The organism is Cellulomonas sp. T2.31MG-18 (assembly GCF_964266755.1).
In the GTDB taxonomy this organism is placed as follows: domain Bacteria; phylum Actinomycetota; class Actinomycetes; order Actinomycetales; family Cellulomonadaceae; genus Cellulomonas.
On sequence record NZ_CAXWGW010000001.1, the window covers coordinates 559,490 to 571,859 of the forward strand.

A 12,370-nucleotide genomic window follows, 5' to 3' on the forward strand; every position below is an offset into this window, starting at 1 on the left:
CGGGGCTGACGGCTGCGCTGACGGGTCCGCTGGCGGGCCGTGGGCCGACGGGCCGGCGGCGGGGCAGCGGTGCCGTCGCCTACCGTGGGGCGGTGAGCAGGCGACGCGCGGCGCTGGTCGCCTGGTCGGTGGCGGCCGTCTCGGCCGTCGGCGTGTGGCTGCTGTGGCGGGTGTTCGTGGACACGGTGGCCGGTCAGCAGGTGGAGCGGCTGGCGTTCGACGGTGCGCGGTTCGGCCAGACGCACCTGTGGAGCACCGCCCACGGCGTGCTCGACGTGGTGTCGACGTGGTTCATCGCCGCGGCGCTGGCCGTCTCGGTGGTGGTGGCGCTGGTCCGGCGCCGGTGGGAGCTGGCCGTCCAGGTCGCCGTGCTGGTGATCGGCGCCAACGGCACCACGCGACTGCTCAAGCTGGTGGTGCTCCAGCGGCCGCACCTGCAGCCCGGCACCGGGGACAACACGCTGCCGAGCGGCCACACCACCGCGGCCGCCTCCGTCTCGGCGGCCCTGCTGTTCGTCGTCCCGCCGCGCGCCCGCCCGTGGGTGGCTGGTCTGGGCGGCGCGTACACCGCCGCGACCGGCGTCTCGACGCTGATCGGGCGCTGGCACCGCCCGTCGGACGCCGTCGCCGCGACCCTCGTCGTGCTCGCGTGGACCGCCGTCGCCTGCGCCCTGTCCACCCGCCGGTCCGCGCCGACCGTCACCGACCAGGTGCCCGTGGTCCGCACGAACGGTGCGCCCAGCACGCACGCGGTGGTGCTCGGGGTGCTGCTGTCGGGCGGGGCGGCAGCTGCGGTCGTCGGCGCGCTGCTGCTGGTCCGCACGTGGTCGGTGCGGTCCGCCACGGCCACCCGGGCCGCCGAGGTGCTCGCCTACGCCGGCGGCGTGAGCGCGGTGATCGCCGCCTCCGCGCTGACCTTCGCCGCGATGCTGGTGCTGCGCCGGGCCACCGGCTCGCTTGACGGAAGGTCGTAGGGTTCGGCGGGAACGGCGCTCGACCGATGCGCCGGAACGCTGGAGAGGCCGGACAGCATGGCTGCAGGACGCAAGCTCGTCATCGTGGAGTCGCCTGCCAAGGCGCGCACGATCGCGGGGTACCTCGGCGAGGGGTACGACGTCGAGGCGTCCGTGGGCCACATCCGCGACCTCCCGCAGCCGTCGGAGCTGCCGGCGGACATGAAGAAGGGCCCGTTCGGCAAGTTCGCCGTCGACGTCGACAACGGGTTCACGCCGTACTACGTGGTCGACGCGGACAAGAAGAAGAAGGTCGCCGAGCTCAAGCGGCTGCTGAAGGACTCCGACGAGCTCTACCTGGCCACCGACGAGGACCGCGAGGGCGAGGCGATCGCCTGGCACCTGCTGTCCGAGCTGAAGCCCAAGGTGCCGGTCAAGCGGATGGTGTTCCACGAGATCACCCGCGAGGCGATCCAGCGGGCGCTGACGTCGACCCGGGAGCTGGACGACCGGCTGGTGGACGCGCAGGAGACCCGCCGCATCCTCGACCGGCTGTACGGGTACGAGGTGTCGCCGGTGCTGTGGCGCAAGGTGCGGCCCGGCCTGTCCGCCGGCCGGGTGCAGTCGGTGGCGACCCGCCTGGTGGTGGAGCGCGAGCGGGAGCGGATGGCGTTCCGCGCCGCGGACTACTGGGACCTGACGGGCACGTTCGCGGTGGCCGACGACGACGAGCCGACGTTCTCCGCGCGGCTGACGGGGCTCGACGGGGCGCGGGTGGCCAGCGGCCGCGACTTCGACGACCGGGGCGCGCTGCGCTCGTCGTCCGGCGTGGTCGCGCTCGACGAGGCCGCAGCGACCGCCCTGGTCGGCGCGCTGGCCGCCTCGCCGTTCGCCGTGCAGTCGCTGGACACCAAGCCGTACACCCGCCGCCCGGCGGCGCCGTTCACCACCTCCACCCTGCAGCAGGAGGCCGGCCGCAAGCTGCGGATGAGCGCCCGCCAGGCGATGCGCACCGCACAGGGTCTGTACGAGAACGGCTACATCACCTACATGCGGACCGACTCGCCCGCACTGTCCACGCAGGCGATCGACGCGGCGCGCCGGCAGGCCGCCGAGCTGTACGGCGCGGAGTACGTGCCGGACGTGGCGCGCATCTACACGGCCAAGGCGAAGGGCGCCCAGGAGGCGCACGAGGCGATCCGCCCCGCCGGTGACCACTTCCGCACGCCGGCCCAGGTGGCCCGCGAGCTGTCCGGCGACCAGTTCCGCCTGTACGAGCTGATCTGGAAGCGCACGGTCGCCTCGCAGATGGCGGACGCCCGGGGCCAGACGGCCTCGGTGCGCCTGGCGGCGACGACGAGCGACGGGCGTGAGGCCGTGTTCTCCGCCTCCGGCACCGTGATCACGTTCCGCGGGTTCCTCGCGGCGTACGAGGAGGGCCGGGACGTCTCCCGGTACGACGACGACGCCGCGGCCGGCTCCGCCGGTGAGGGCCGCGAGGCGCGCCTGCCGCGCATGGCGCAGGGCGACCCGCTGACCGCGAGCGACCTGGCGGCGGACGGCCACCGGACGTCACCGCCCCCGCGGTACACCGAGGCGAGCCTGGTCAAGGCCCTCGAGGAGCGCGGCATCGGCCGCCCGTCCACGTACGCCGCCACCATCTCCACCATCCAGGACCGCGGCTACGTCACCAGCCGCGGGCAGGCGCTGGTGCCGACGTGGCTGGCGTTCGCCGTCACGCGGCTGCTCGAGGAGAACTTCGACCGGCTGGTCGACTACTCCTTCACGGCCGACATGGAGGAGGGCCTCGACGCGATCGCCGAGGGGCAGCGGGACCGGGTCGACTGGCTGACCGAGTTCTACTTCGGCGACCGGTCGGACTCCCGCGAGTCGGGCGGGCTGCACGGGCTGGTGGACAACCTCGGCGAGATCGATGCGCGGGACGTGAACTCGATCGACGTCGGCGACGGCATCACGCTGCGCGTCGGCCGGTACGGGCCGTACCTCGAGGCGCCGCCGCTGGAGGGCTCCACGGACCCGCAACGGGCGTCGGTGCCGGACGACCTGGCACCGGACGAGCTGACGGTGGAGAAGGCCCACGAGCTGCTGACCACGCAGCCGGACGGCGACCGCGAGCTCGGCACGGACCCGTCCACCGGGACCACCATCGTCGCGCGCAGCGGCCGCTACGGCCCCTACGTCACCGAGGTGCTGCCCGAGCCGGAGCTCGACCCCGGCCTCTCGGCGGCGGCCCGGAAGAAGGCCCTCGCCGCGGCCCCCAAGCCGCGCACCGGTTCCCTGTTCAAGTCGATGTCCCTGGACACCATCACGCTCGAGGACGCGCTCAAGCTGCTGTCCCTGCCGCGCGTGGTCGGCACCGACCCGGAGACCGGTGCCGAGATCACTGCCCAGAACGGCCGGTACGGGCCGTACCTGAAGAAGGGCACCGACTCCCGCACCCTCCCGTCGGAGGAGGCGCTGTTCGACGTCACGCTCGAGGACGCGCTCGCCATCTACGCGCAGCCCAAGCGCGGTCGCGGCGCGGTCACCACGCCGCCGCTGCGCGAGCTCGGAACCGACCCGACCAGCGGCAAGCCGATCGTGGTCAAGGAGGGCCGGTTCGGCGCCTACGTCACGGACGGCGTCACCAACCGCACGCTGCCCAAGGACACGACGCCCGAGTCCATCACCCCGGACGAGGCGATCGCCCTGCTGGCGGCCAAGCGGGAGGCCGGCCCGACCAAGCGGAAGGCGGCTCCGCGGGCCCGTGCCGGGGCCGGGAAGAGCCGGGCGAGCTCGCGCTCCTGAGCGGTTCCGGCGGTCGCGTCGGGACGGGGCCCGACGCTCGTCGTGAGCCGGTCGCAAGGGTCGTCGTGACGCGTTCGGGCGCGCGCGACGAGGCGGTCGCGGCAGCGCTACGTTGGCGCCATGCCACGCACCGAGGACCCCCGTACCGCACCTCCGATCCGCTGGGGCATCCTCGGCGCCGGCGGCATCGCCTCCGTGTTCGCCCACGCGGTGGCGCAGCACACGCGGGCCCAGCTGGTGGCCGTCGGCTCCCGCAACCGCGACCGTGCCGAGCGGTTCGCCACGGCGCACGGCATCCCGACCACGCACGTGGGGTACCGGCAGCTGGTCGAGGACCCTCAGGTCGACGCCGTCTACATCGCCACCCCGCACTCCGAGCACCGGGACAACGCCCTGCAGGCGATCAAGGCCGGCAAGCACGTGCTCGTCGAGAAGGCGTTCACCCGGAACGTCGCCGAGGCGGAGGAGATCTTCTCCGCCGCCCGGCAGGCCGGCGTCTTCGTCATGGAGGCGATGTGGACGCGGTTCCTGCCGCACGTCGCCGCGCTGCACCAGGTGATCGACGCCGGTGAGATCGGCGAGATCGTCAACCTGCGCGCCGACCACGGTCAGTGGTTCGCCTTCGACCCGCGCAGCCGCGTGTACGCACCCGAGCTGGCCGGCGGCGCCCTGCTCGACCTCGGCGTGTACACCGCCGCCTGGGCGCACGACTTCCTGGGCGTTCCCGACGAGGTGCACGCCGTCGGCGTGCTGACGGAGACCGGTGTGGATGGGCAGGTGTCCGCGGTGCTGCGCTACGGCGACCGCGCGCTGGCGCAGCTGAACACCACGCTGTGGGCCAAGACGCCCACCACGTCGTCCATCTCGGGCACGGAGGGTCACATCCGGGTCGCCGGCGAGTTCTACCGGCCGACGTCGTTCCAGGTGACCCGTCGGGACGGGCGGGTGTGGACGTTCACGCAGCCGGCCGAGAACGGCCTGCAGTACGAGGCGGCCGAGGTGGCGCGGCGCGTGGCGGCAGGGGAGACGGAGAGCCCGCGGATGACGTGGGAGGGCACGCTGGCCGTGCTCCGGACGATGGACGAGGTGCGCCGGCAGGTCGGCGTGGTGTACCCGGGCGAGCCGCGGGGCTGAGCCGCACCCGACGTTGGCGAAGGGGGGATCGGTCGAGGCGGCTGGTCCCCCTCCCCGTGCCGGGCGGTGTCGGTGGCGGCGGCTACCCTGGCGCACGTGAACGGGCTGTTCGTGTCCTTCGAGGGCGGTGACGGGGCCGGGAAGTCGACGCAGGCCCGTGCGCTGCGCGACTGGCTCGTCAGCACCGGTCGCACGGTGCTGCTCACCTTCGAGCCGGGGGACACCGAGCTCGGCCGGCTGCTCCGCAACGCGGTGATGCACGGCGACCACGTCGACGCCCGCACCGAGGCGCTGCTGTACGCCGCCGACCGTGCGCACCACGTCACCACCGTCGTGCGGCCCGCGCTGGACCGCGGCGAGGTGGTGGTGACGGACCGGTACCTCGACTCGTCGGTGGCGTACCAGGGGGTCGGCCGGGACCTCGGAGCCGACGCCGTGGAGCAGCTGTCGCTGTGGGCGACCGAGGGGCTGCTCCCGGCGCTGACGGTGCTGCTCGACATCGACCCGGTGGCGGGCAAGGCGCGACTGACCGGGGAGCCGGACCGGCTGGAGCGTGCGGGGGACGAATTCCACCGGCGGACGCGGCAGGCGTTCCTCGACCGGGCGGCGGCGGACCCGGGACGGTGGCTGGTGCTGGACGGGACCCGGCCGGCCGACGAGCTCGCGGACGCGATCCGGGCGCGCGTGGAGCCGCTGCTCTTCGGTGTGCCGGTGGGTGCCGCGGGGGCTGTCGGCAATCCGGGGCGGGCCTCGTCGTGACCGTCTGGGACGACGTCGTCGGGCAGGAGCCGGCCGTGGGCGTGCTCGCGCACGCGGTGGCGGACCCGACGGCGATGACCCACGCCTGGCTGCTGACGGGGCCACCGGGATCGGGCCGGTCCAACGCGGCGCGGGCCTTCGCCGCGGCGCTGCAGTGCCCGCGCGGCGGCTGCGGGGTGTGCCACGAGTGCACGACGGCGCTCGCGGGCACCCATCCGGACGTGACGCTGGTGGCCACCGAGGGCGTGTTCATCCGCGTCGACACCGCGCGCCCGCTGGTGGAGCTCGCGGCGCGGGCGCCGTCGCAGGGCCGGTGGCGGGTGGTGGTGGTCGAGGACGCGGACCGGCTGAACGACTCGTCGGGCAACGTGCTGCTCAAGGCCATCGAGGAGCCGGCGGCGCGGACCGTCTGGGTGCTGTGCGCGCCGAGCGCCCAGGACGTGCTGGTCACCCTGCGCTCACGCTGTCGTTCGGTGCCGTTGCGGGTGCCGCCCGTCGAGGCGGTCGCGGAGCTGCTGGCTCGTCGGGACGGGATCGACCCGACCACAGCCCTGGTGGCGGCCCGTGCCGCGCAGAGCCACGTCGGCATCGCCCGCCGGCTCGCGCGGGACGCGGACGCGCGGGCCCGTCGCAACCGCGTGCTGGAGCTGGCCGGTGGCATCCGCGGCGTGGGCGACGCGGTGCTGGCTGCGGGGGAGCTGGTCGAGACGTCGCAGGCGGAGGCCCGCGCGCGGACGGACGAGAAGGACGCGGCCGAGCGTGCCGCTCTGCTGCACACCCTCGGCGCCGAGAACGCCGCGACGCTCCCACCGACCGTGCGGGCGCAGGTGCGCCAGCTCGAGGAGGAGCAGAAGCGCCGCGCGACCCGCTCGCAGCGCGACGTGCTGGACCGGGCGATGGTGGACCTCCTGTCGCTCTACCGGGACGTCCTGGTGGTGCAGTTCGGGGCGGGCGTCGAGCTGGTCAACAGCGAGCACGAGGCCCTGGTGCGGGGGCTGGCGGCGGACAGCACCGCGGAGCAGACGCTGCGGCGGATGGATGCCGTGGGCGTCGCACGGACGCGGCTGGCCGGGAACGTGGCGCCGCTGCTCGCGGTCGAGGCGATGGCGGTGGCGCTCCGGCCGCAGGGCTGAGAGCTGCGGGTCCGCGGTGTCGCCTGCCGGCTGGCGGCTGCGAGCTGCGGGCCGAGGTCGAGGGTGTCGGGGCCCGACGCCGAGCCCGGTACCGGCGGCGGCCCGGCGCGTGAGTACCCACCCAAGAGACAGTCATGTATCTCTGCCGCCCGGTGGGCGTGAGTCCCGCCATGGCCGGCGCGGGGCGCGTTGAGCTGGGCCGGCCGCGCGGTTCGTGTGGCGGGGGGCGGTGCCGCGACGAGTCCGCCGTCGCCTGCGGGTCATATCGCTCACAGCGAACACACAGTTTTGCGAACACACGTTCGAATACAGCCGAGCCCGATATCGTTGGTGCTGGTCGGACGGGTCTCTCGGGTGGGCGGCGGTGGTAAGCGGTGCACGGATCGGCAGCGGACGGAGTCGTTGACGCGCTCACCGTGGCGGTGGACGCCGTCGTGGAGGGTGTGCAGCGGGCGTCCTCGGTCGGCGGAGCCGTCGGCGGTGAACCGCTGGACGTGCTGTTGAGCCTGGTCGAGCAGCTGGACCGCCTGAGCGTCGCGGCCGCGTGGCTGTCGGCGTCGGCGGCCGAGGACGGGATGTGGGCGGCCGACGGCTCTCGCTCGTTCGCGCACTGGTTGGCCGCCCGCACCGGGATGTCGTTCGTCAGGGCGCGGGAGCTCGTCACCACAGGCCGGGTCCTGCGGGAGCACCTGCCCGCCACGAGCGCCGCGGCACTGGCCGGGGTGGTGGGCCGGGACCAGGTGCGGACGATGGTGACGGTCGTCGCCACCAGCGAGCCGCGGTGCGACGCTCTCGCCGGATCGGCGGAGGAGTGCGGTGAGGAGTTCCTCGTCGAGCACGCGGCTCAGGACGGCGCCGACGGCTTCCGCCGGCTGGCCCGGCGCTGGGCCGCCGCGGCCGATCCCGACGCGGACGAGCGCGGGTACCGCGAGGCGTGCGACCGGGAGTTCGTCGGGCTTGCCGCCACGAAGGGCGGGTATCACCTCTCGGGCTTCCTGACGACCGAGCACGGTGCGGCGGTCAACGCCGCGCTGGACGCCGTGATGACGCCCCCGGCCCCGGACGACCGACGGACCACGCAGCAGCGTCGCGCGCAGGGGCTTGCCGACGTCGCACGGCTCGTGCTCGACCACGGGTTGGTCGGCACCGGTGCAGCGGTCCGGCCGCACCTCGACGTCGTCGTCGACTTCGAGACGTTGCGGCGTGCCGTCGAGGCCGGCGCCCCGGACCCGCGCGCCGTTGGTGGAGCGGTGGAGCGTCGAGTGGCGGAGCGTCGACTGGTGGAGAGCGACGCGGGCAGACGTGCGCGACGGCCGTTCCGGTTGCCGACCGTCGCGGACGTCGACCGGTTCGCGGTGGCGGAGCTGGTCGGTGCCGGTCCTGTGCCGCAGACGGTGCTCGCGCGGCTGGCCTGCGACTCCGCCGTCTCGCGGCTCGTGTTCGGTCCGGACTCGCAGGTGATCAACGTCGGCCGCGCCGAGCGCACCTACGCCGGTCCCCGCCGGAGGGCGGTGGTCGCCCGCGACGGCACGTGCCGGTATCCAGGGTGCACAGCGCCGCCGGCGCTGGGCGAGATCCATCACGTCGCCGAGTGGGTGCGGGACGGCGGGGAGACCGACGTCAACACGGGCGTCCTGCTGTGCTGGCACCACCACGACGTGGTCCACCGGCACCACGTGCGCATCCGGCCTTCCCGGACCGGTGGTTGGTCGTTCAGCAGCCGGCACGGCGTGCCGCTCGTCTCCGTCCCGGGTCGCCCCGCCCCGCCTGGACCGGCGCCGGCGCGGGTGCCCGCGATGACCAGCGGCTGACCGGCTAAGAGTCGTCAGTGGATCTTAGACGCGGCTGCCGATAAGATGCATCCGTGGACCTTGACGTGGAGAGTCCGGCTCCCGGTTCCAGGCGCGATCCAGGGCGCGGTCGAGGCGGCGATCCAGGGCCGGGCCCGAGGCGCGATGCCGGCCGCGATACCGGGCGCGATACCGGGCGCGATGCCGGTTCTGGGCTTCGGCGTCGTCGGCGGGGCGCTCAGCTCGACGCGGCGCTGCTCGAGGCGGCGTGGGGCGAGCTGGTGGAGCGGGGCTATGCCGATCTGACCTTCGACGCCGTCGCCACGCGGGCCGGCACGTCGCGCAGCGTCGTCTACCGCCGCTGGTCCACCCGCCGCGACCTGGCGCTGGCGGCACTGCGGCACCGCACCGCCGGCGACGCCGCACCGGCACCGGACACGGGCAGCCTGCGCGGCGACCTGCTCGAGATCCTGCACGCGATGACGCGGCGGACGGACGTGATGGTGCTGCTCGGCGTCCAGATGGGGGAGTTCTACCGGGAGACCGGCATCGCCCCGTACGCCTTGCGCGAGCACTGGCTCGGCGGTGGCGGTGCCGCGGTCGTGGAGGTGGTCCGCCGCGCCGAGCGCAGGGGTGAGGTGGACCCCAGCCGGGTGACGCCGCGCACCTTGCGGCTCGCCGCCGACCTGCTGCGTCAGGAGGTGACGACGACGCTGCGGGCGCCGTCGGGCCTGGCGGTGGCGTCCATCGTCGACGAGGTCGTCGTCCCGCTGCTCACCGGCGGGAAGCAGCCCGTCACGGCAGAGGCGACGGCGCGCCGGTCGGTGCCGCCAGGGGTAGGGCGACCGTGAACGCCGCGCCGCCCTCCGGTGCGACGTCGACGGCGATGGCGCCGCCCAGCCGCTGCACCAGACCGTGCACCAGGGACAAGCCGATGCCGACGCCCACGGGCCGCTCGTCCCGGTAGCGGGCCCCGAGCGCACCGGGCTCGAAGGCGACGGCACGGTCGGACTCCGTCAGCCCCGGGCCGCCGTCGCGCACCTGGAGAACGGCGGCCGTCCCGGGCGGGTCCGTCAGGAGCGGCGGGCGTGCGGCGAGCACCACGGGGTGTCCCGCGGGGGTCATGCGCACAGCGTTGGCCGCCAGGCCGTCGAGCACCTGCCGCAACCGGCCGGGATCCGTGCGGATCACCAGCGGAACCGTGGGCAGCTCCACCCGGAGCACGGCACCGGAGGCCGCAGCCCGGGCCGACCAGGTGCGGCCCGCGTCGTCCACCAGCGCACCGACGTCCACCGTGGCGGGTTCCAGCCGGAAGTCGTCGGCGCCCATCCGGGCCAACGCCAGCAGGTCCTCCACCAGGCGCGCCAGCCGTTGCGACTCCGCGACCACCACGCGTCCGGCCTCCCGGGCCTGCTCACCCTCGACCACGCCGTCGGCGATCGACTCGCCGAACCCCTGCACGGCCGTCAGCGGCGTGCGCAGCTCGTGCGAGACGGACAGCAGGAACCGACGCTGCCTGGCCTCGGACGTCGCCAGCGCCGCTGCCAGGGCGTTCAGCGAGTCGGCCACCTCGGCGATCTCGGGCGGACCCTCGGCCGGCACCCTGACGTCTCGGCGGCCGTGCTGCAGGGCGGTGGCGGCGACGGCGGTGCGGCGCAGCGGACGGGTCAGCAACCGGGCGGCGCCCCCGCCGGCGAGGAGACCGACGCCGAGGCCCACGGCGAGGGCGATGGCGACCGCCCGCTCCACGCGCTGCAGCGGCCGGGCCTCGGCGCGAGCCAGCGCGCGTTCACGCGCTCGCTCCCGAGCCCGTTCCGCCGCGGTGGTGGCGACGGGTTCCGGTGCCGCCGCCGCGGCGGCCGCGATGCGGTCCTCCTGGACGACGGCCCGCGCGGCGGCCACCCCGGAGAGAGCGGCCGCGACCAGGGCCACCGCGACGCACACCAGGGTCATCTGGACGCTGAGGCTCAGGTGGCCGGACCACCGACGGGGGGCGTCGCGGCGGGGTACGTCGGGAGGGCTCGCGAGGGGGATCGGAGCAGTGGCGGGAAACCGGTCATCGGCCGGCGTGCCGGTCACAGCCGGCCTCGCCCACGCTGGTCGGAGCTTGCCCGTCCGTCGGGGTCCGCACCGCCGTGTTGCCGATGGTCAGCACCGTCAGGCCCGTGCGGGTCAGTGCCGTCGCTCCCGCCCTGTCCCGCACCGCCGCGTCCGCCCTGCTCCGCGCCGCCCGCGGCCTCGTCGGCCGCGTAGCCGACCCCGCGGACCGTGCGCAGCGGCGCCTCCGCGCCCAGCTTGGCGCGGAGCTGGGCGACGTGGACGTCGACCGTGCGGCTGCCGGCGTCGGCGTACCCCCAGACCGCCGCGAGCAGCTCCTCGCGCTGCCACACCCGCCCCGGTGTGCGCAGCAGGTGCGTGAGCAGGTCGAACTCCGTCGCGGTCAGGTGCACCGGCCGGTCGGAGACCCACACCCGCCGGCCCGGCACGTCGACGGTCACGGGCCCCAGCGTCAGCCGCTCGGCGTCCACCGGCTGCGTCCGGCGCAGCACCGCGTGCACGCGGGCGACGAGCTCGCGGGGGCTGAACGGCTTGGTGACGTAGTCGTCGGCACCGAGCTCGAGCCCGAGCACCCGGTCCACCTCGTCGTCCCGCGCGGTGACGAACAGCACCGGCGTGCGGTCCCCGCGAGCGCGCAGCCGTCGGCACACCTCGATGCCGTCCAGGCCGGGCAGGCCGATGTCGAGCACGACGGCGACGGGACGATGGGTCAGCACGGCCTGCAGCGCGTGCGAGCCGTCGGCGTAGGCCTGCACCGTGAACCCGTCGCGGGTCAGGTACAGGCGCACCAGCTCGGTCACCGCCGGGTCGTCCTCGGCGAGCACCACCAGCCCGCTGCCCTGCGCCATCGATCCTCCTGTCGGCTGCCGCGCCCGCCGTGCCGGGCGACGGGGTCAGGACGAGGCGTCGCCCGCCATGTCCTGGTCCACCTGGTCGGCGAGGCTGCCGGCCTGGTCGACAGCCTGCTGCAGCCCGTTGACGTCCGTCGCGGCAGGCGACGACGACGCGCCGGACGAGCCTCCGGCGCCAGCCCCCGTCCCGCCGGACGCGCTGCCGGCCGTCGACCCGCCACGGGCCGCGCTCCCGCCCGCCGTCCCGCTGGCCGCGCCGTTCGTCGTCCCGCCACCGGCCCCCGCGCTGCCGTGCCCCGCGAGGCCGCAGCCGGCCAGGCCGGCCACGAGCCCCGCGGTGAGCAGCAGCGCGACGCCATCTCGGCGCGCGTCTGCGCGCAGGCGCAGGCTCATGCGCCCGCGCCGGGCAGGGCGGAGCACACCGTGGTGTCCGCGTTCTTCAGCCGGGTCAGCGCGTCGGCGATCTGCGGCAGCCGGTCCTGGCGCCGGTCGGCGCGCTCGTTGAGCCGCTTCGCCTGCTCGGGGTGCCCGGCGGTCGCCGCTGCGGCGGCCTTGGCGCGCAGCCAGGCGACCGAGCCCTTGGTGTCGGCCCCGGCCTGGATCCGCTGCTGCAGCGCCGTCAGGCGGGCCTGGGCCTTGTGGTCGCGGGTGCACCACGCCTGGACCGTGGCCAGGTCGGTGGTGATGGTGACCGTGTTCCCGTCGACCGTCACGTGCGTCGACGGGCTGGGCGACGAGCTCGCCGTCGGGGTCGCGACGGGGGTGGACGTCCCGTCGGCGAGGGCGGGCACGGCGGCACCGAGCGCGAGCGCCCCGGTCAGCGCGACGGTCCCGACGATGCGTGCGAGGGGCAGCGTCATGACGACTCCTTCACCAGGGCGGGC

At 75.1% G+C, this 12,370-nt stretch carries 11 protein-coding genes; 7 read left to right on the forward strand and 4 right to left on the reverse strand.

The features are described from left to right. Positions 1-92: 92 nt before the first annotated feature. The 7 genes from ACFQTY_RS02560 (at position 93) to ACFQTY_RS02590 (ending at position 9,428) form a co-directional block, all read left to right on the forward strand. Positions 93-974, forward strand: coding sequence for a phosphatase PAP2 family protein (locus tag ACFQTY_RS02560; RefSeq protein WP_378096841.1), 882 nt, complete (start codon positions 93-95; stop codon positions 972-974). Between the two features lie 57 nt (positions 975-1,031). Beyond that, positions 1,032-3,761, forward strand: a complete 2,730-nt coding sequence (topA, locus tag ACFQTY_RS02565; RefSeq protein WP_378096844.1) for a type I DNA topoisomerase — start codon at positions 1,032-1,034, stop codon at positions 3,759-3,761. Between the two features lie 120 nt (positions 3,762-3,881). Beyond that, on the forward strand, positions 3,882-4,895 hold the full coding sequence (locus ACFQTY_RS02570; RefSeq protein WP_378096847.1) for a Gfo/Idh/MocA family protein: 1,014 nt from the start codon (positions 3,882-3,884) through the stop codon (positions 4,893-4,895). Positions 4,896-4,991: 96 nt separating this feature from the next. After that, positions 4,992-5,654 (forward strand): dTMP kinase, encoded by a 663-nt coding sequence (gene tmk / locus ACFQTY_RS02575; RefSeq protein ID WP_378096850.1) that lies wholly within the window; start codon positions 4,992-4,994, stop codon positions 5,652-5,654. Continuing rightward, the gene (locus ACFQTY_RS02580) at positions 5,651-6,787 is read left to right on the forward strand and encodes a DNA polymerase III subunit delta' (RefSeq protein WP_378096853.1); all 1,137 of its coding nucleotides are present in this window, start codon (positions 5,651-5,653) and stop codon (positions 6,785-6,787) included. Before tmk ends, ACFQTY_RS02580 begins: the two co-directional genes overlap by 4 nt. A 422-nt stretch (positions 6,788-7,209) precedes the next feature. Further along, complete coding sequence (locus ACFQTY_RS02585) at positions 7,210-8,598, forward strand: DUF222 domain-containing protein (RefSeq protein ID WP_378096856.1); 1,389 nt, start codon at positions 7,210-7,212, stop codon at positions 8,596-8,598. Positions 8,599-8,663: 65 nt separating this feature from the next. Beyond that, on the forward strand, positions 8,664-9,428 hold the full coding sequence (locus tag ACFQTY_RS02590) for a TetR/AcrR family transcriptional regulator (protein ID WP_378099075.1): 765 nt from the start codon (positions 8,664-8,666) through the stop codon (positions 9,426-9,428). On the opposite strand, the gene ACFQTY_RS02595 is transcribed toward ACFQTY_RS02590, so the two are convergent. From ACFQTY_RS02595 to ACFQTY_RS02610, 4 genes are all read right to left on the reverse strand, one after another. Beyond that, positions 9,373-10,530, reverse strand: coding sequence for a histidine kinase dimerization/phospho-acceptor domain-containing protein (locus ACFQTY_RS02595; protein WP_378096859.1), 1,158 nt, complete (start codon positions 10,528-10,530; stop codon positions 9,373-9,375). The two genes, ACFQTY_RS02590 and ACFQTY_RS02595, sit on opposite strands and share 56 nt — an antisense overlap. A gap of 122 nt (positions 10,531-10,652) precedes the next feature. After that, positions 10,653-11,483, reverse strand: coding sequence for a response regulator transcription factor (locus ACFQTY_RS02600; RefSeq protein ID WP_378096862.1), 831 nt, complete (start codon positions 11,481-11,483; stop codon positions 10,653-10,655). A gap of 45 nt (positions 11,484-11,528) precedes the next feature. Beyond that, entirely contained in the window at positions 11,529-11,879 is a 351-nt protein-coding gene (locus tag ACFQTY_RS02605) for a hypothetical protein (protein ID WP_378096865.1), read from the reverse strand. Beyond that, positions 11,876-12,346: a hypothetical protein gene (locus ACFQTY_RS02610; protein ID WP_378096868.1), complete on the reverse strand. Its 471-nt coding sequence runs from the start codon at positions 12,344-12,346 to the stop codon at positions 11,876-11,878. The genes ACFQTY_RS02605 and ACFQTY_RS02610 overlap by 4 nt, the downstream gene beginning before the upstream one ends. Positions 12,347-12,370: the final 24 nt, after the last annotated feature.

What these genes read in the sequence shown, in the direction of transcription:
- topA (WP_378096844.1), top strand. Translation starts at nt 1,032, where the DNA reads ATGGCTGCAGGACGCAAGCTCGTCATCGTGGAGTCGCCTGCCAAGGCG.
- ACFQTY_RS02570 (WP_378096847.1), top strand. Translation starts at nt 3,882, where the DNA reads ATGCCACGCACCGAGGACCCCCGTACCGCACCTCCGATCCGCTGGGGC.
- ACFQTY_RS02595 (WP_378096859.1), bottom strand. Translation starts at nt 10,530, where the DNA reads ATGACCCTGGTGTGCGTCGCGGTGGCCCTGGTCGCGGCCGCTCTCTCC.
- ACFQTY_RS02600 (WP_378096862.1), bottom strand. Translation starts at nt 11,483, where the DNA reads ATGGCGCAGGGCAGCGGGCTGGTGGTGCTCGCCGAGGACGACCCGGCG.
- ACFQTY_RS02605 (WP_378096865.1), bottom strand. Translation starts at nt 11,879, where the DNA reads ATGAGCCTGCGCCTGCGCGCAGACGCGCGCCGAGATGGCGTCGCGCTG.
- ACFQTY_RS02610 (WP_378096868.1), bottom strand. Translation starts at nt 12,346, where the DNA reads ATGACGCTGCCCCTCGCACGCATCGTCGGGACCGTCGCGCTGACCGGG.